Origin of the sequence: Bartonella rattaustraliani AUST/NH4, assembly GCF_000312565.1 — a bacterium.
GTDB classification, from domain to species: domain Bacteria; phylum Pseudomonadota; class Alphaproteobacteria; order Rhizobiales; family Rhizobiaceae; genus Bartonella; species Bartonella rattaustraliani.
The window spans coordinates 1-18212 of sequence record NZ_CALW02000008.1 but is presented as its reverse complement, the minus strand read 5'-3'; the positions used below and the strand labels follow the sequence as shown (position 1 = coordinate 18212).

Here is an 18212-nt window from a genome sequence, read left to right as displayed (position 1 = left end):
AAATGACGAATGCGCAGCACACTTCACATTCATTCCGCCACACTCAGAAGTTAAAGAAACGAACTCCTCTCAAAAAGCCGTAAAAGCATAACGCTATAGCTGCCATAAATGCAATGATTAAAAAACAAGTAAAGAATTTCTTAACAAAATAACGTAATAAAGTCCCCTTCCTCTGGGGCTTTGCGTTTAAGAACTTGGCATTTAAGGAAGAAGAACGGTCACATGCTGGAATATCAGAATGCCTTTTTTCTATAACAGAATTTTCCACATTCGTAACACTAGACTCTAAAGACTTCAAAACTTCTTCTGAAGAAAGCTTTATAGCATCTGTTGGTAAAGAGCTTTCATCCTTTTTTTGTGACATATTTTTAACATTGTGCAGAAGAGTATTCACACTGTTTTGTTTCGAAAAATTTTTCTCCTTTTGAAGCGAGAAGTGTTTCTGTTCTTCCTCACCCGTCATGTGAGCAAGCCTCTGCACCACAGAATCAAGCGATTTTGAACGCGCAACATTCTGTGTTACTTTTGCTTTCTCCAGACCTTTTTTTTCGCTTTGCAATTTTTGAATAAGCGCTTTAATCTGCTCTAAATGTTCAAAAAGTTTTTTTTCTTTTTGGCGACGTTGATAATGCTCCGCCAAAATTGCCCGACTAATATCATCCAAATAAGCTTTTAAATTCTCTTGTACAAAACGCTGCGACGTCAAATGAGAAGACGGTTTCTTCATCTGCATGTGTGTGTAAACAGAGCGTAATTTTTTAGCAATATCCGACATTGTCACTTCAGCAGAAGTATTTATACTTTCCTTTTTTTCAACAACCAAAAAAGGAGATTTATCATGCCTCATCTGCTTTGTAGGATGACTCTTCATACTCACAAACGGTTACCCCTCATGATATTCACCAAAACTATGCTGCATTTTTTGTCAAGAATCGCATCAATTAAGCAAAAATTATGCTCTCTTTTAGTAAATAGAGCTTTAAGAATTACCCAAACTTTGTACAAAAAATGTTTTAAAGAGTGATATTTGTTTAGTATCAAAATTTAAATTGAAAAATCATCTTCCCATTTTTCTCATCTGTCATAACAAAGCGAAAAACTTGACCATTACAAAGATATTTTTCATTAAAAAACCATTAACTTCATCATGACACAGCTATAGACCTATTATAAACAGCATATGTGGAACAAAAAAAGAATATATTCATTGTGCTTTGTTGGGAGACTTTACCATTCTCTACCCCTTTTCTTTTAAGTTCTTTTAAAACTGTTTTACAAACGATAACAAAAACATTCATTTGCAATGAATAGTCATTCTTTTTTACTTTTTCTTCAAATGAAGGTAGCAATGATGCAAAGCGAATACAAAACAAAAGAGAGATAAACAACAATGATAAAAAAATACCAGCAAATTTAAGAAAGTTCGTATAATGAAAAAACCAATGAGATGAGTGAGATTCCGTTCTAAACAATTTGGTTTCTTATACTTATTGCTATAAACTTGCGGTCGTATAACCTAAAGAGGATCATTATGAAAATAATTGTCGCTGTCAAACGTGTTGTTGATTATAATATCAAGATACGCGTCAAACCCGATAGCACAGGCGTTGATCTATCCCATGTAAAGATGTCTATGAATCCTTTTGACGAAATTGCCATAGAAGAAGCAATCCGCCAGAAAGAATCCGGAAAAATTTTAGAGATCGTTCTTGTTTCCATTGGGCCAGAATCTGCACAAGAAACTCTACGAACAGGGCTTGCAATGGGTGCAGATCGTGCCATCCTTGTAACCACAGAGCAAACGCTTGAACCCTTAACAGTAGCTAAAATTCTCAAAGTCATTGTTCATGAAGAAAAACCGGATATGGTCTTTTTAGGAAAACAAGCCATTGATGATGAGTGCAACCAAACCGGACAAATGCTCGCAGGCCTTCTTGGTTGGGGGCAAGCAACTTTTACCTCCCACCTGCACATAGAAAATGGACACGCAACTGTTACCCGCGAAAGTGATGATGGTACACAAACCCTTTCTCTACCACTCCCCATCGTTATGACGGCTGATCTGCGGTTAAATGAACCGCGCTATACTTCTTTGCCCAATATTATGAAAGCAAGAAAGAAAACCATTGAACAAAAAGCTCTTGCTGATCTTGGTGTGGAAACAAAACCGCGTTTAACCGTTCTTAGTGTTGAAGAGCCCAAACCGCGTCCATCCGGTGTGAGAGTAGAAAATGTCACAGAACTTATCAATGCACTAAAACAAATAAATCGCATTTAGTTTGATAGCCCATGAATCGTAAAAAAATATAGACCATAAAGAAATAATGCATAAAAGGATAAAAACGGATGGCAATTCTTTTATTAGCCGAACACAATACTGAAGAAACTGCAAAAGCGCTCACCGCAGCCCGTGAAATCAATGATAATATTGATATTTTAGTTTGTGGAACAAAAGTTCAAGAACTTGCCGAAAAATGTGCCAAACTCACCGGTGTGCGACAAATCCTTGTTGCTGAGGCTGACTACTTAGAACATCAACTCGCTGAGCCGACAGCAAACACAATTATCCAATTAGCAAATGATTATGATGTGATCATGGCTGCCTCTACCAACACTGGTAAAAATATAATGCCACGTGTCGCTGCTCTTCTTGATCTGATGCAAGTTTCAGACATTATCGCCGTCCTTGCACCCGATACCTTTAAGCGACCAATTTATGCAGGAAATGCCCTTGAAACTGTACGCACCAATGATTATCAAAAAGTTATAACAGTTCGTACTGCTTCTTTTATATCAACGCCCTTCCAAAATACCACGGCTCCCATTAAAACAATAACACCAGCACCCAACCCAAATCTTTCTTCTTTTATAAAAGCAGACGCCCATAAAAGCGATCGTCCTGACCTGACCTCTGCACGTGTTATCATATCAGGTGGACGTGGTCTTGGTTCACAAGAACAGTTTATGGCATTGCTTCTTCCTCTTGCAAACAAACTAGAAGCAGCTTTAGGTGCCAGCCGTGCCGCCGTTGACGCCGGCTATGCCCCAAATGATTGGCAAATAGGTCAAACAGGCAAAATCGTTGCCCCTGAACTCTATATTGCTGTCGGCATTTCCGGTGCAATTCAGCATTTAGCCGGTATCATGGATGCACAAATTATTGTCGCCATTAATAAAGATGAAGACGCCCCCATTATGCAAATTGCTGATTATGCTCTTGTCGGTGATCTTCATCAAATTATTCCAGAGCTGGAGAAAGCTTTATAAGCCATGAATGCACCTTTGCATCACCAACGTGAAACAATGGAATTTGACATAGTCATTGTCGGAGCAGGACCGGCAGGACTTTCTGCTGCAATTCGTCTTAAACAGATTAACCCTAAACTTTCTATCACAATCGTTGAAAAAAGTGCTGAAATTGGTGCCCATATTCTCTCTGGTGCGATTGTTGATCCCATCGGCATTGATGCTCTCTTGCCAGAATGGAAAAATGAACAAGATCATCCCTTCACAACACCTGTCACTAGAAATCAGTTTTTTTTTCTAAAGCCAAAACGCGCCACCTTATTCCCGCATATTTTTCACCCAAAAACCTTATCAAATGATGGATGCTACATTGTTTCACTTGGAAGTGTTTGCCGTTGGTTGAGCAAAAAAGCCGAAGAACTCGGCGTTGAAATTTATTCTGGCTTTGCTATATCGGAAACTATCGAGAACAATAACGGAGCCATTATTGGCGTTCTCACAGGTGATATGGGACTAAACAAAGATGGAACTCTGGGGAAAAATTATATGCCTGGTATGGCGTTATTGGCAAAATACACGCTCATTGCGGAAGGCGCGCGTGGATCCATTGCAAAACAGCTCATACAAAGGTTTGATCTGAGCAAAAATCGTGAACCACAAAAATTTGGACTTGGCTTCAAAGAGCTCTGGGAAATTGATCCTCAAAAACATAAACAGGGATTAGTACAACATTTCACCGGTTGGCCCTTAGACAATGATACCGGCGGTGGAGGTTTTCTTTATCATCAGGAAAACAATTTAATTTCTGTCGGTTTTGTTGTGCATTTAGATTATAAAAATCCTTATCTCTCTCCCTTTGAAGAATTTCAACGTTTTAAAACACATCCCAAACTCCATGAAATCTTCCAAGGAGCAAAGCGTCTTTCCTATGGTGCGCGTGCTCTCAACGAAGGCGGTTGGCAATCTGTGCCAAAACTCACCTTTCCCGGCGGTGCACTCATCGGCTGTTCTGCCGGTTTTGTGAATGTTCCACGGATTAAAGGATCACACAATGCCATTTTATCTGGTATATTAGCAGCCGATAAAATCGCTGCGGCTCTTGCAGAGGGTCGTGCCCATGATGAAGTCAACGAAATAGAAAAACAGTGGAGAAAAGGGCCTATTGGCAAAGATCTTTATAAAGTACGCAATGCCAAACCACTCTGGGCAAAATATGGAACAAAATACGGTGTAACGCTTGCCGGCTTTGATCTATGGTGGCAACAGCTTTTCGGATTTTCATTATTTAAAACACTCCCCCATGGAAAAGCAGATTATGAATGTCTTGCACCAGCAGAAAATTTTGAACCCATTTCTTACCCAAAACCAGATGGTGTTATAACCTTTGATCGTCTCTCCAGTGTCGCACTTTCCAATACGCACCATGAAGAAAATCAACCATGCCATTTAAAAATAACCTCATTGGAAAAACAAAAAGACTCTGAATATGCTATTTATGGAGGACCTTCTGCACGCTATTGTCCTGCCGCTGTCTATGAGTGGCTAGAAAATAATAATCACGAAACTTATGTTATCAATGCTTCAAACTGCATACATTGTAAAACCTGCGACATTAAAGATCCTAACCAAAATATCAATTGGACCTGCCCGCAAGGAAGTGACGGACCACTTTATCTTAACATGTAATCATTATTCCACTAAAAACACCACAGTATCCCACCTTCTCTTATGTACCGTGAAAAAAATCCAACCATGCCATAAAGCTTAAAATACGCAATACCAAACCACTCTGAGCAAAATATGGAGTGAGATTTTCCGGCTTTGATCTACGGTAGCCATAGCTTTTCAGATCTTCCTTATTTAAAACACTCCCCCATGGAAAAGCAGATTATGAATATCTTGCGCCAGCAGAAAATTTTGAACCCATTTCTTACTCAAAACCAGATGGTATTGTAACCTTTGATCATCTCTCCAGTGTCGCACTTTCCAATACGCACCATGAAGAAAATCAACCATGCCATTTAAAAATAACCTCATTGGACAAACAAAAAAGCTCTGAATATGCTATTTATGGAGAACCTTCTGCACGCTATTGTCCTGTAGCTGTCTATGAATGGCTAGAAAATAACAATTACGAAATTTATGTTATCAATGCTTCAAACTGCATACATTGTAAAACCTGCGATATTAAAGATCTCAATCCAAATATCAATGGTGCCTACCCGCAAAATAATAAAGGACCAATTTATCTTGATATACCGCCTTATTGTATTCCATTAAAATTGAAACCAATATAATCAATGATAAAGTACCTCATTGAGATCAAAATCCTATCTTACATCATCAATCTGCAGAGCTCTTTTCATAACGAAAACGCACCCACTTATAAAGTGTACAAGCCGGCACCATCATTATATTTACTAGCACCCAATGTTGCGACAGCTCTTGCATTAAGACGATTCATAAGAGGCATTTTTCCTCCTTTCCTCTGTCATTTTTACCTCATACCCATCCCGCTAATAGTGTAAAGCTGAGTGAATAAAATTGATTCAATATAGAGAAGTTTGAAATGAGAGAATTTTACAATATTCAGGATTATGTTTCAAACGCGATAACAACAAATCAATCATTATAAATCAATATATTGTACACATTACAAAACACAAAATAACATTCCATCGCTCATCCACGCACACCTTTAAAGAAATATCTCCTATGACTCATAAACGTCCATTTTACAATGCAACCGTAAAAGCCATACTGTAAACCTCACCGCACACACTCTATTTCCCTCTGTAAGATTCAAGCAAGCGTTATCATTTTCTTTACCAACCCAAAATATCACAGCAGTTGTTGCAATGAAACCATCGGTTAAAAGGCATAGTGCCTTCCTCAAACGAATTTATACGCATCACCCCTCACTTGTGAGAATGGCTTTAAAATTGCACGAGAAGTAGGATAGATATCAAGGATAGCGTATAATATATTTAAAGCCTCATTCAATATACAAAATGATAAATTATCCTTACAAAATCAGTTTTGTGACTTATTTTTGAGATGACGCATTCACTTTTTGCAAAGTCATATCAAGAGCCATGATTAAAGCCTTTTGTCCTCCTTGATGAGAAAAACAATATGATAAAAGTTCATTTGTCCCCCCCTTTGTTGAAAACTCTTTCTCAAGCCGTGCAAAATCAAGCGTTTCGGAACAATTTACTGCTGCAATTTTGCGCATTTCATCCGTAAGATTTCCAAACATCATGGCAAGAAAATCTGCCGATTGCTGTTTTTTTAGCCCCTGTGTTACAAACCATTGATGCGCTGTTTCTATAAAATTAAAATAAACCCCCATAAGCGAACCAGCTGTCATGAAAAGATTAAACTGATCTTCCGCCTCCAACACCAATGTTCCCCCCAAAGCATCAAATACACTGCGTAAAAATGGATGATCTGGATAAATGGGGGTCAAATTTTTACCCTCTGCCACAAAGGGAAGTGGAACAGCGCGATAAACCTTATGGTTGATCCACTCTTCAACTTCTGCTGCTTTTGCCATTGCCAACACAGAAACAACAAGCTGTTCTGAACGAAAATGAAGAGGACGCAAAACCTCTTCTGCCGTTTGATTTGGTAAGCAAAGAAAAACACAATCACTATGATCAAGCAATTTTTGATTGTTCTCAGCAACGATAACCTTATCATATTTCTGCGAAAGACGTTCTGCAATTTGCGCATTACGTGGTGAAATAATCATTGATGGAACATCAAAAGCATTCTTTATTAACCCCTCAACCATTGAAGCACTAATTGTACCTGTTCCCAAAAAACCAATTTTCATTTTTACTCCTTGCTCTCATCACTTAAAAAATCCAATCCGCATTTCACGCCTTTTAACTCACACACTCCTTAAAACAGAAACACACAACCTCGCAAGAATCATCAATCCCAAAGAAACGTTTATCAAAAAAACCGCAAAAGCAGAAAACCACTCAACAACAGTAACCAATAATGCAAACAGTAACCAATAATGCAAATAAAAAAATCTGGCTTATTTACGAGCACAATACGCATTGCCATTAATGCCACCAATAATCAACGCTCCCAAAACAATCAATAAGCCCGTTGCAAATTTTTCATAATCGTCCATATTTTGCATCTCATAGCGTTTAAAATAGCACACAGTTTTCATCCCCCTATGCTCATCATAACGAGATATTTTTTAGCATAGCAAAAACCCTATAGAAATTTTCATTTATGTGATGTAAAAAAAGCGGGAATATGCTGCGGTAAACGCCAGGGTAAAATCGCTATCAAATCAAAGCGTACACATAAAAGAGAATAATCTCTTTGCCGTGCCAACCAAATATCAGCCGCCGCCTCAATGCGCTTCTCATTTGCCCAAGAAACAGCAGCCATTGCTTCCTCCAATGTTGAACGTGCTTTTACCTCAACGATTAAAACAAGATTTCCACGCCGCGCAATAAGATCAATTTCACCACACTTTGTTTTAAAACGAGTTTCAGCAATGTGAAATCCCTTGAACCGCAACCACCAAGCAGCCCATTTTTCTGCACGAATACCTAAATAAAAAGCCTTTTGTCTCCGCGCTTTTTGCATCAATCCTCCTCTTAAAACTTTACAACATATCCTTCAAACAATTCAACCGCTGAAAAAGCACTTGCTTTTTTAAACCTGTTTTCTTTGCCAATAAAATCGCCGCCTTAGAAGCAGAATGCGTACGTGCCAATTCTAATAACATTTTATCAATTTCTTGATCGCTCACCACAGACAAAGAAGAAACAGTCTCCCCAACAAGGATAACAATTTCTCCACGAATACGTGCCTGTTTCCTATAATTTTCAAACAAACTCCCTAAATTGGAAACATCCACTGTTTCAAACTTTTTTGTTAATTCACGACAAATGGCTGCAGGACGATCAGCCGAAAAAAGTGAGACCATATCGTGTAAAGTTTCAACAAGACGATGGGGCGATTCATAAAAAACCAACGTCGCAGGGATCGTTTTTAATTGTTCCAATCTCTTTTGACGTTGCGCTTTGCGTGCATTTAAAAAACCCGCAAAAAAAAAGCTATCGGTAGGCAAGCCCGTTGCAACAAGAGCAGCTAAAAGAGCCGAGGCACCCGGAATCGGAATAATTTTGTAAGCTGCTTTGCGTGCTTCTTCTACCAAACGAAATCCAGGATCAGAAATAAGCGGTGTCCCAGCATCTGAGACAAGTGCCACACTTTTATTTTCTGCCAAAGCTGCTAATAATTTGGGACCCGCCTTTTGTGCATTATATTCATGATAAAGAAAAGGTTTTTTCTCAATACCATAGCGTTCCAACAAAACACGCGTCACACGTGTATCCTCACATGCCAAAATATCCACACCTGCAAGCACCTGCAAAGCACGAAGAGTGATATCTGCAAGGTTTCCAATAGGCGTTGCCACGAGATAAAGCCCTGGTTCTACAACAGGTGCAGAGTAAGCATGAGCTCCTATAAAATATGCTTTTTCATACATGCCTTTCTCTCATTAACAAAACCACCCCTCTCCATAAAATTGCATCCAACAGCCTCGATCCATAAACCTTACTGCCAATTTTTCCACCACCCGCAAAATCAACCACTCAAATAACCGCTCATACCACAAAAAGATGGCTTCTCCCAAACCCACGCTTTATTTTTGTATTAAAATCTTTATCTTAAACCACATTTTTGATCATCATTGGTGCTTCTAGAAAATAAATCTCTAAGCCTCAATCAATGCCACCACCATCTTCATCATGAAAAGCCCCTCAAAAAGGAAATATGAGCTCTTCCGTAAAGCCTTCATTTCAAGAGCTAAAATCACAATTTTCCCCTTACACATTCTTATGCTTTAGCCCTTTAAAATTTAAATCTTTCAGACACTCTGTTTCTAAGTTTTTTCCAACCAACCCTGTCGTCAAAATTTTCCCCCAAAGCAAATATTAAAGAATATCCTTTAGCATCATCTACAAAAGCTAGTATAATTGTTGAAAATTGATGAGCAGTCTTTTAAAGTATTTCCCACACTCTTGTCCGTGAAAAAAAGTGAATAACCTGCAACCCCATTTTGAAACACATTATCTTGTGCCTTTATTAAGAAATGTTCATTATAGGAATATATTGACACTTTCTTTTATTGGCTGTTGTAAAACTCTCTTTAATGTTGCCAAAACTGTTCTCATTTTTGCAATATTTTCTCTTCGTATCATATGAAGGCCAATATCGATTTTTCCCCTTTACTGGTCTGTCTTTAAAGTTTCTGGAAAGAGCTCTTGAAACCTCCAATGCACAACCAATTGTTTGTGAAATCTTTAGAAGCTCTCATAAAACAAAGGAAATTCACATCCCGCAGCTCCCATAAAAACCATCCTTTAATTTATTGAAACATTTTTTAAAGAAGTGCTTCTTTTATTTGATCAACAATCGTACGATAAATCTTAGCATGCGCCCCATCAGGCTTGGCAACAAAAATAGGCACCCCCTCATCTGAAGAAGACCGTAAAACTGCATCAAGCGGTACTTCTGCTAAGAAGGGGAGATTCCGGCGTTCTGCTTCTGCGCGCGCACCACCATAACCAAAAATATCGTAGCGTTTTTGCGTATCAGGAGCAGTAAAATAACTCATATTCTCAATGAGCCCTAAAACGGGAACATGAACTTTTATGAACATTTCCATTGCTTTACACGCATCAACCAAAGCAAGATCCTGTGGAGTAGAAACAATCAATGCACCTGTCAACTGCACTTGTTGAGAAAGTGTCAATTGTGCATCACCTGTACCCGGCGGCATATCAACCACCAAAACATCGAGAGGTCCCCATACAACATCCCTTAACAATTGTGTTACCGCCGCCATGACCATAGGTCCACGCCATACGACCGGCTTTTCCTCTTCAACCAAAAACCCCATCGACATCATTTTAAGCCCGAATTTTTCGAGAGGTTGAAGCTTTTTTCCACCCATGAGCTGTGGCTTTTTGTTTACAAGCCCGCTCAAACGTGGCAAAGATGGACCATAAATATCTGCATCCATCAAACCCGTTTTGAACCCGGAATCTTGGAGAGCTAAAGCGACATTTATTGCCATTGTAGACTTACCAACGCCTCCTTTTCCAGAAGCAACGGCAAGAACATGCCGCACACCTTCTATTGGCATTTTAACAGGCAACCTATTGCCTCGAGCTCTTTGTGCAGAAAAAATCGTATTTCTACGCACTTGAGAAGAAAGCATCGTTTTTTTTTCTGCCGTCAGTGTCACAACAACAGACTCAACGCCATCCAAAGCACACACCACTTCTTCAGCAACATGACGCAAAGTTTCCCATTCTTGCACACGTCCATCCGGAACAGTAATGGAAAAGAACACTTTTCCATGAGCAATCAATATTTCTGAAAGAAGCCCCAATGATACAATATCACTTTCAAGACCCGGTCCTTTGATTTTATGTAACGCGTTGCGGATAGCCTCGCTTGTAATAGGACTCACTCTCTTTCCTCTCTATAAAAATTCCAGAAAACATAATAATAAGGGCAAAAAATACAGCAACTTAACCCTCTCAAACTTCCCACTTTATGAAAAGTGTAACATGCACATATCTTATACCATAGTTCTTTTAAAACACTAAACAAGCCTCAAATAAAAATGCTACCCTAAAACTAAGTATAAAACTCTCTTAATACCATTTGCCATATAACTCTTGAGCGCCTTTATGAAGGATTAAAGATACTTATAGAGACTTTTAAAGCAAAACGAAGCAAACTTCCTATTAAGAGAGAAAATGAAAGATTTAAGTACAATTTATCATCATGAGACAAGAACAAGCTACGATTCTTACCTTACATCTTTAATCGCTTGAATACCTACTTGTTCTTACAAAAGGAATGACTGTAAACTAAACTCATTGCCGCCAACTATTATTTTTCTTTAAGTTTTAAAATGTTATGTACAAAATACATAGATGAAGTGTAGTATTTCTTATCTTCTTTAAAAGGGGAGAAAAAATAATCTAAGATTGACTTTTTTTATATTTTTCCTTATGAGCTAAAGGTCGTGTGATAAGATAAGACTGTTCATCGAGCACATCATTGCTTATAGAATTAAGAAGGGCCGCACTCCGCGGTATTTAAATAAATGAAACGCACTTACCAACCCTCTAAACTTGTTCGTAAACGCCGCCATGGGTTTCGTGCACGTATGGCAACAGCGAGTGGACGTAAAGTTATCGCTGCAAGACGTGCTCGTGGACGTAAGCGGTTATCCGCTTAAGTGAGCGTTTAACTTAACTATTGAAATTTTCACAACAATGGAACGTTATTCGTTTTTTGTTGTGGAGCTTTTGTTATGAACCTCTGATGTCTGCCTTTGCGGGCATGTAGTGAAATTGCGAAGCGCTTTTTATGAAGAAAAAACATCCCTGCCGCATTCGCAAGAGAGCGGATTTTTTGGCTGCACGCACAGGAGAGAGACGACGCGGTCCATTGTTTTTGCTCGAAGTTAAATCCCATGAACAAACAGCAAAAATGAAATCTCCTCTTGTTGCACGTGTAGGATTTACTGTGACACGTAAAAATGGCAATGCTGTCAAACGCAATCGTATAAAAAGACGCCTTCGCGAAGCAGTGAGAGTTGGTGTAACAAACAACATGGAAGCAGGAACAGATTATGTTATTATAGCACATCGGGATGTGCTCCATGCTCCTTTTACATCTTTGATCAGTGAGCTAAATCGACGAATAAAACCAAAAACAAAATATCAGAAACGGCAACAGGGGTGTACGAATGGAATATAACCGCAGTTTCTTTATCGCCATTGGATTATCTTTTGCAGTGCTTATAGCCTGGCAATTTTTCCACGTTGCTCCTAAACAAGCTGCGTTACAACAAGAACAGGTCATCGCACAACAATCATCACAACAACAACCGGTTCCTTCTATTGCGAATTTTTCTGATGTTACACCAACGCATAAATCAATCCCCATAACTGATAACAAAATGACTCCTGAAATCCGCAATACTGTGTTGGCTCAAACAAACCGTATTGCTCTCAAAACCAATGAGCTTGAAGGTTCTATTAACCTTGTTGGCGCACAGTTTGATGATCTTCTTCTCAAAAAATACCGCCTAACAGTCGATAAGGGATCACCGGAAATTGCTTTGTTAAATCCCAAAGGTTTCACAGCAACCTACCTTGCTGAATTTGGTTTTACAAGTTCGTCTTTGCCCAAAAAATCTTTACCACAATCTGATACACAATGGCAAATAGAGGGAGATAATACAACACTAACGCCTTCAACACCGGTCACTTTAGTTTACAATAATGGACAAGGACAAATCTTCCGCCGTACCCTTTCTGTTGATGATCACTACATGTTTACCATTGAAGATTCTATCAGCAATGAAGGGGATAAACCGATCTATCTTTCGCCCTATGCACGTGTTGCACGTGCTTCTCCACCAGAACATACAAATGCAACCTATTTGCTTCATGAGGGTATGATAGCCATTGCCGGTGATGCACTCAAAACTGAAAAATATACCACTCTAGCAGAACTTGACCCAAATCCTGATAATGGGCAAAAAAGTATGATCTTTTCCAAAGTAACAGGAGGTTGGGTTGGTATAACTGACAAATATTGGGCTGTTGCTGTTATTCCTCCACAAGATAAAGAATATACAAGCCGCTTTATTTATTTTGATCGCTTGCAAACGCATTATCAATCTGACTTGTCCGGGTCGCTTTTAGCAATTGCTCCCAATGAAACAAAAACCGTTACAAACCACCTTTTTGCCGGTGCAAAACAAGTTGAAATCATTAATCACTATCAAGATAACCTGAAAATTAAAAAGTTTGCTCTTTTAATTGATTGGGGTTGGTTTGATTTCATCACAAAACCAATGTTTTCCCTTATTGACATTCTCTACAAACAGACAGGAAATTTTGGTATTGCTATTCTTCTTGTCACAGTTCTCTTGAAAATACTTCTCTTTCCGCTGGCAAATAAATCTTACAAATCTATGGCACGCATGAAGATTATACAGCCACTGTTGTTGGAAATAAAAAACAAATATCCAGATGACAAAAACAAACAACAACAAGCAATCATCGAGCTTTATAAAACTCAGAAAATTAATCCTCTTGCAGGCTGTTGGCCAATGTTGGTCCAATTTCCAATTTTCTTTGCTCTTTATAAAGTTTTGTATATTACCATCGAAATGCGGCATGCGCCTTTCTTTGGCTGGATTAAAGATTTAGCAGCACCTGATCCAACCTCTATTTTTAACCTCTTTGGTTTTCTGCCATATACAACTCCAACATTTTTGATGATTGGCGCATGGCCCATAATAATGGGAATAACGATGTTTTTGCAAATGCGTATGAATTTAGCACCTCAAGATCAAACACAAGCAATGATCTTCACATGGATGCCACTCGTTTTTACTTTTATGCTTGCCTCCTTTCCTGTTGGTCTTGTCATTTATTGGGCATGGAACAATATATTGTCAATCTTGCAGCAAGGTATCATAATGAAACGTCAAGGAGTTAAAATTGAGCTTTTTGATAATCTTAAAGCCATGTGGCAAAAAGCCCCAAAAAAAGAAGCACATGAATGACAAAAAATTCTTCTCTTTCTGGAATTTTTTTTCGCAATTGGATTTTTATTCGTGGTGTCCCAGCAATACGCTTTCTTCCCCCAGAAGGACCACCAGAAATTGCATTTGCGGGACGTTCTAATGTTGGGAAATCATCCTTAATTAATGCGCTCATCCAACAAAAAAAACTAGCACGCACATCAAATACACCAGGACGCACACAAGAGCTTAATTATTTTGTCCCCGATGGTTATAGTGGAAACCTAGGAGCTCTTCCTCCTGTAGCGTTGGTAGATATGCCAGGTTACGGTTTTGCTAAAGCTCCTAAAAATCTGGTTGAGACATGGACAGATTTAATTTTTAACTATTTACGCGGGCGCACAACATTAAAACGTGTGTATGTCTTGATTGATTCACGCCATGGAATCAAAAAAAATGATACAGATGTCTTAGATCTTCTTGATAAAGCAGCTGTCTCTTATCAAGTTGTTTTTACCAAAAGTGATAAAATCAAATCAAATGCCCTTGAAAAATTAATAAAAACCACAAAAGCACAGCTCCTCAAACGCCCAGCCGCTTATCCTGAACTTCTCGTGACATCATCGGAAAAAGCATTGGGTTTGGAAGAGTTGCGTACTGCCATTTTACAAACGATCGCAGTATAGATGGTTAAATGTTTGTTAAATATAATTGCGAGCTGCTGCTTATAATCTTGTGCTTTTCATCATGCATCTTTATAAAATCTCTGTTACTTGAATAAATTCTCACTAACTCTATTTGATAGCGCATATCATGTTGACACTTTTTCATTCTCCTCTCTCTTCTGCCTCCCGCTTCATACGTCTTATTCTTGGGGAGTATGGTATAACAACTCAACTGATTGAAGAACATGAATGGGCGAGACGACACGAATTTCTTGTACTCAATCCAGCTGGAAATATCCCAGTTCTTCTCATTGAAAACGAAATTCCATTATCAGGCGCTCTTGTTATCTATGAATATTTAGATGAAGCGCACGGAAGTTTACAACAAGAAAAGAAGTTTTTTCCAGCAAGCCCCTTGGGCCGCGCTGAAGTGCGCCGTCTCAATGACTGGTTTTTAAACAAATTTGAAACCGAAGCGACACGTCATATTGTGCGAGAACGCATTTATAAACGTGAAATGCCACTAGCCATTGGTGGAGGCGCCCCTAATTCTCAAATTTTGCGCAATGCACGTGCCAATATTCCACCGCATATGAATTATCTCAATTGGCTTTGCGCTTCTCGCGATTGGTTAGTCGGTGCTGAATTATCCTATGCGGATTTCGCAGCCGCAGCTTCTGTTTCTGTCCTTGACTTTCTAGGAGAAATAGACTGGGAACAATCCCCTGCTGCAAGAGAATGGTATATGCGAATGAAATCGCGACCTTCTTTTCGTGCTCTTTTAACAGATCGTGTCCGGGGCATTGTAGCAAGTCCGCATTATGCCGATCTTGATTTCTAACACCGCACCCAATAAATAAGAACAATATTCAATGTTACCGTAGACATATCACTGCATCTTTAGATTAGCATATTGATTTATAAAGATTATTTGTCGTTCTTCTCCTTAAATCATCACCCTGAATATTGTAAGTTTCTCCCATTTCAAACCTCTTTATATTGAATCAATTTTGTTCATTTGGTTTATATGCCATAAGCGAGATTAGCATATGGGGTAAAACGAGAGAAGAAGGGAGGAAAAATGCCTCTCATGAACCACCTTCATGCAAGGTTATCGGCAACACCATGAGTTGGTAAATATATGGAGAAATATAATGATGGTGCCAGTTTATTCCCTATACTTTCTATATGCCATGCAATAAAGCATGATTTTGTAAAGATATTTTATCCTTTTAAAACTTATTAAAAGCAAAAAATATTCTTTCATTTTTTTGCGCTCTAATCAGCCCTTTACAATAAATGACAAAACCATTTCTTACACGTTTATGAGCCGATGAGCCGATGAGCCGATGAGCCGATGAGCCGATGAGCCGATGAGCCGATGAGCCGATGAGCCGATGAGCCGATGAGCCGATGAGCCGATGAGCCGATGAGCCGATGAGCCGATGAGCCGATGAGCCGATGAGCCGATGAGCCGATGAGCCGATGAATAACAAGCATAGAAATCCAAAGGCAATAACAATATTGAGATTTTTCTGCAAAATATGATGGTTTTAACTTTTTATCATCCCCTTCCCAGCCAAAGACATGTAAAAGAACTGTTATATAAAATTCATATTGTTGATTCTATCATGAAAATAAAACAGTTTTTCATCGCGCATTTCTATAACAAGTTCCTGCTTTACAACACCCCAAAAGCGAAATTTTTCCCCTGTAGAAAAAAAGAACCGTTGGAAAGCAGAAGAGAATTTGCCTATACTAGAATAGGTAAAGTATCATAAGGAGAAAAATATGCGCCTTACAGTTGTTGGTGCGAATGGAAGAATGGGACGCGAACTTATTACAGCTATTCAGCTGAGAGAAGATGTAGAGCTTTGTGCTGTGCTTGTCCGAGAGGGATCACCTTTTGTCGATAAAGATGCCAGCATATTGATTCATTCAAACTCTCTTGGCATTCGCATCACCGATGATCCCGAAAAAGCCTTTTCTCACACTGAAGCTATCTTAGATTTTTCACAGCCACAAGCCAGCGTTCTCTACGCTCACTATGCCGCCCAAAAAGGCCTTACCCATATTATCGGAACAACAGGATTTAGCAAAGAGCAAGAAACACAGATTGCAAATTTTGCGAAAGATACAACGATTGTCAAATCAGGAAATATGAGTCTTGGAGTAAATCTCTTAGCAAATCTTGTAAAAAAAGCTGCAAAAGCATTAGACGCAGATGATTTTGATATTGAGATTTTTGAAATGCATCACTCCAGCAAAGTTGATGCCCCTTCGGGAACAGCTCTTCTTCTTGGAAATGCCGCAGCTGAAGGCCGTAATGCTCTGCTTAAAAATGTGCGTGTCGATAGCTATAGCTGTCATACCGGCAAACGCAAAAAAGGCACTATCGGCTTTGCCAGTTCACGAGGTGGCACAGTTGTTGGTGAGCATAGCATCACCTTTGCCGGCTCAAATGAGCGTATTGTTCTTTCACATGCAGCGCAAGAACGCTCTATTTTTGCCAATGGTGCATTAAAAGCAGCTTTATGGGCAAGGAATCAGAAAAATGGTCTTTATTCAATGCTCGATGTTTTGGGATTAAAAAATGAACCTTAAATGGTCAATGTAACGCAGGAAACTCACTATGGCACGCACACTTGTACTCATCCGTCATGGACAAAGTGAATGGAATCTCCAAAATCTTTTTACCGGTTGGAAAGATCCTGATTTGACAGAAAAAGGTCATGCGGAAGCAATCGTAGCAGGAAAAAAACTTAAAGAAGTTGGTTTAAAGTTTGATATTGCTTATACATCTACCTTACAGCGTGCACAAAAAACAGCACAGCATATTTTAGAACAAATGGGACAATCCGACTTGCAATTGGTAAAAAAACCAGCATTGAAGGAGCGTGACTATGGTGATCTTTCTGGTCTGAATAAAGATGAAGTGCGTAAACAATGGGGACAAGAACAAGTGCAAATATGGCGTCGCTCTTACACTGTTGCCCCCCCTAATGGAGAAAGCCTTCGTGATACCTGCGCACGCGTTTGTCTCTATTATCTTTATCATATTCAACCCCATGTTTTGCGCTCTCAAACGGTTTTGATCGCAGCACATGGGAACTCCCTTCGTGCTCTCATTATGGCACTTGAAGGTCTTAACAGTGAAGAAATCATCTCTCAAGAAATAGCAACTGGTATTCCTATGATTTATACATTCAATCCCGATTCAACAATTTTGTCAAAGACAATCGTCACACCTTAAACTTTTAAAATCACAGTGGATACTAAGGAATTTAGCTTAATCATTTAAAACTAAAAAATAAAATTCTATCATTTTATTTGACAGAACGACTTCACATGCTTAGATGAATTTTAGAGCCCAGATGGCGGAATTGGTAGACGCGCAGGTTTCAGGTACCTGTGCCGCAAGGCGTGGAGGTTCGAGTCCTCTTTTGGGCACCACCTTGTAATAATTTAACAATATTTTCAATAAGTTAATAAAAGTATCGAATAATAAAATCACCTTTTAAACCACCTAATATATAGAATACATAACACTATCAGGTAGAATCATCTATATATTGCAATTGTGAATCAAGAGTTCTTTTCGAGGGGCTTTTTTTGCCATATGGACAAAATCCTCTTCAACAAAATCACCTGCACTATAATACTTGTTCTTTATAAAATAAGGCGGGTCTAAATAAAAT

The 18212-nt window shown here is 38.9% G+C and carries 16 protein-coding genes, 1 tRNA gene and 3 pseudogenes; 12 read left to right on the top strand and 8 right to left on the bottom strand.

The features are described from left to right. Nucleotides 1–43: 43 nt before the first annotated feature. Nucleotides 44–877, bottom strand: coding sequence for a hypothetical protein (locus BN67_RS01060; protein WP_026088093.1), 834 nt, complete (start codon nt 875–877; stop codon nt 44–46). A gap of 654 nt (nt 878–1531) precedes the next feature. Here BN67_RS01060 and BN67_RS01050 point away from each other — a divergent pair. The 4 genes and pseudogenes from BN67_RS01050 to BN67_RS13380 form a co-directional block, all read left to right on the top strand. After that, nucleotides 1532–2278 carry an electron transfer flavoprotein subunit beta/FixA family protein gene (locus BN67_RS01050; RefSeq protein ID WP_019222310.1) on the top strand — a complete coding sequence of 249 codons (747 nt, stop codon included), beginning with the start codon at nt 1532–1534 and terminating at the stop codon, nt 2276–2278. A gap of 68 nt (nt 2279–2346) precedes the next feature. Next, a complete protein-coding gene (locus BN67_RS01045; protein WP_019222309.1) occupies nt 2347–3267 on the top strand; it encodes an electron transfer flavoprotein subunit alpha/FixB family protein in 921 nt (306 codons plus the stop codon). Between the two features lie 3 nt (nt 3268–3270). Continuing rightward, nucleotides 3271–4932 carry an electron transfer flavoprotein-ubiquinone oxidoreductase gene (locus BN67_RS01040; RefSeq protein WP_019222308.1) on the top strand — a complete coding sequence of 554 codons (1662 nt, stop codon included), beginning with the start codon at nt 3271–3273 and terminating at the stop codon, nt 4930–4932. A 155-nt stretch (nt 4933–5087) separates the two neighbouring features. Continuing rightward, nucleotides 5088–5543, top strand: a pseudogene (locus BN67_RS13380) (4Fe-4S dicluster domain-containing protein); the annotation flags it as partial. A 98-nt stretch (nt 5544–5641) separates the two neighbouring features. Here the strand turns inward: BN67_RS13380 and BN67_RS15300 are convergent. The 6 genes and pseudogenes from BN67_RS15300 to BN67_RS00990 form a co-directional block, all read right to left on the bottom strand. Further along, a pseudogene (locus tag BN67_RS15300) lies at nt 5642–5719 on the bottom strand (DUF4102 domain-containing protein); the annotation flags it as partial. A gap of 573 nt (nt 5720–6292) precedes the next feature. Beyond that, nucleotides 6293–7084 carry a pyrroline-5-carboxylate reductase gene (locus tag BN67_RS01020; RefSeq protein ID WP_019222304.1) on the bottom strand — a complete coding sequence of 264 codons (792 nt, stop codon included), beginning with the start codon at nt 7082–7084 and terminating at the stop codon, nt 6293–6295. Nucleotides 7085–7141: 57 nt separating this feature from the next. Next, a pseudogene (locus tag BN67_RS12450) lies at nt 7142–7393 on the bottom strand (hypothetical protein). A gap of 101 nt (nt 7394–7494) precedes the next feature. Beyond that, nucleotides 7495–7863, bottom strand: a complete 369-nt coding sequence (locus BN67_RS01010) for a YraN family protein (protein WP_019222303.1) — start codon at nt 7861–7863, stop codon at nt 7495–7497. Nucleotides 7864–7882: 19 nt separating this feature from the next. Continuing rightward, entirely contained in the window at nt 7883–8773 is an 891-nt protein-coding gene (gene rsmI / locus BN67_RS01005; RefSeq protein ID WP_019222302.1) for a 16S rRNA (cytidine(1402)-2'-O)-methyltransferase, read from the bottom strand. Between the two features lie 897 nt (nt 8774–9670). Further along, nucleotides 9671–10765 carry an Mrp/NBP35 family ATP-binding protein gene (locus BN67_RS00990; protein WP_019222300.1) on the bottom strand — a complete coding sequence of 365 codons (1095 nt, stop codon included), beginning with the start codon at nt 10763–10765 and terminating at the stop codon, nt 9671–9673. 645 nt (nt 10766–11410) lie between these two features. On the opposite strand from BN67_RS00990, the gene rpmH reads away from it, so the two are divergent. From rpmH to BN67_RS00965, 5 genes are all read left to right on the top strand, one after another. Further along, entirely contained in the window at nt 11411–11545 is a 135-nt protein-coding gene (gene rpmH / locus BN67_RS00985) for a 50S ribosomal protein L34 (protein ID WP_011181069.1), read from the top strand. Between the two features lie 131 nt (nt 11546–11676). After that, nucleotides 11677–12069 carry a ribonuclease P protein component gene (gene rnpA, locus BN67_RS00980; protein WP_019222299.1) on the top strand — a complete coding sequence of 131 codons (393 nt, stop codon included), beginning with the start codon at nt 11677–11679 and terminating at the stop codon, nt 12067–12069. Next, nucleotides 12059–13891: a membrane protein insertase YidC gene (gene yidC / locus BN67_RS00975; protein WP_019222298.1), complete on the top strand. Its 1833-nt coding sequence runs from the start codon at nt 12059–12061 to the stop codon at nt 13889–13891. The genes rnpA and yidC overlap by 11 nt, the downstream gene beginning before the upstream one ends. Next, nucleotides 13888–14535: a ribosome biogenesis GTP-binding protein YihA/YsxC gene (gene yihA / locus BN67_RS00970; RefSeq protein ID WP_019222297.1), complete on the top strand. Its 648-nt coding sequence runs from the start codon at nt 13888–13890 to the stop codon at nt 14533–14535. The genes yidC and yihA overlap by 4 nt, the downstream gene beginning before the upstream one ends. A 127-nt stretch (nt 14536–14662) precedes the next feature. Next, nucleotides 14663–15355 carry a glutathione S-transferase family protein gene (locus BN67_RS00965; RefSeq protein WP_019222296.1) on the top strand — a complete coding sequence of 231 codons (693 nt, stop codon included), beginning with the start codon at nt 14663–14665 and terminating at the stop codon, nt 15353–15355. Between the two features lie 391 nt (nt 15356–15746). On the opposite strand, the gene BN67_RS13375 is transcribed toward BN67_RS00965, so the two are convergent. Next, nucleotides 15747–16055 carry a hypothetical protein gene (locus tag BN67_RS13375; RefSeq protein ID WP_083871955.1) on the bottom strand — a complete coding sequence of 103 codons (309 nt, stop codon included), beginning with the start codon at nt 16053–16055 and terminating at the stop codon, nt 15747–15749. 250 nt (nt 16056–16305) lie between these two features. On the opposite strand from BN67_RS13375, the gene dapB reads away from it, so the two are divergent. The 3 genes from dapB (at nt 16306) to BN67_RS00945 (ending at nt 17967) form a co-directional block, all read left to right on the top strand. Further along, complete coding sequence (dapB, locus tag BN67_RS00955; protein WP_019222294.1) at nt 16306–17118, top strand: 4-hydroxy-tetrahydrodipicolinate reductase; 813 nt, start codon at nt 16306–16308, stop codon at nt 17116–17118. A gap of 28 nt (nt 17119–17146) precedes the next feature. Beyond that, on the top strand, nt 17147–17767 hold the full coding sequence (locus tag BN67_RS00950; RefSeq protein ID WP_019222293.1) for a 2,3-bisphosphoglycerate-dependent phosphoglycerate mutase: 621 nt from the start codon (nt 17147–17149) through the stop codon (nt 17765–17767). Nucleotides 17768–17882: 115 nt separating this feature from the next. After that, nucleotides 17883–17967 (top strand) — tRNA-Leu (locus BN67_RS00945). Nucleotides 17968–18212 lie beyond the last annotated feature (245 nt).

Excerpts from the sequence above, each read along its gene's own strand:
- BN67_RS01050 (WP_019222310.1), top strand. The coding sequence starts at position 1,532 with ATGAAAATAATTGTCGCTGTCAAACGTGTTGTTGATTATAATATCAAG.
- BN67_RS01045 (WP_019222309.1), top strand. The coding sequence starts at position 2,347 with ATGGCAATTCTTTTATTAGCCGAACACAATACTGAAGAAACTGCAAAA.
- BN67_RS01040 (WP_019222308.1), top strand. The coding sequence starts at position 3,271 with ATGAATGCACCTTTGCATCACCAACGTGAAACAATGGAATTTGACATA.
- BN67_RS01020 (WP_019222304.1), bottom strand. The coding sequence starts at position 7,084 with ATGAAAATTGGTTTTTTGGGAACAGGTACAATTAGTGCTTCAATGGTT.
- BN67_RS01010 (WP_019222303.1), bottom strand. The coding sequence starts at position 7,863 with ATGCAAAAAGCGCGGAGACAAAAGGCTTTTTATTTAGGTATTCGTGCA.
- rsmI (WP_019222302.1), bottom strand. The coding sequence starts at position 8,773 with ATGTATGAAAAAGCATATTTTATAGGAGCTCATGCTTACTCTGCACCT.
- rpmH (WP_011181069.1), top strand. The coding sequence starts at position 11,411 with ATGAAACGCACTTACCAACCCTCTAAACTTGTTCGTAAACGCCGCCAT.
- rnpA (WP_019222299.1), top strand. The coding sequence starts at position 11,677 with ATGAAGAAAAAACATCCCTGCCGCATTCGCAAGAGAGCGGATTTTTTG.
- yidC (WP_019222298.1), top strand. The coding sequence starts at position 12,059 with ATGGAATATAACCGCAGTTTCTTTATCGCCATTGGATTATCTTTTGCA.
- yihA (WP_019222297.1), top strand. The coding sequence starts at position 13,888 with ATGACAAAAAATTCTTCTCTTTCTGGAATTTTTTTTCGCAATTGGATT.
- BN67_RS00965 (WP_019222296.1), top strand. The coding sequence starts at position 14,663 with ATGTTGACACTTTTTCATTCTCCTCTCTCTTCTGCCTCCCGCTTCATA.
- dapB (WP_019222294.1), top strand. The coding sequence starts at position 16,306 with ATGCGCCTTACAGTTGTTGGTGCGAATGGAAGAATGGGACGCGAACTT.
- BN67_RS00950 (WP_019222293.1), top strand. The coding sequence starts at position 17,147 with ATGGCACGCACACTTGTACTCATCCGTCATGGACAAAGTGAATGGAAT.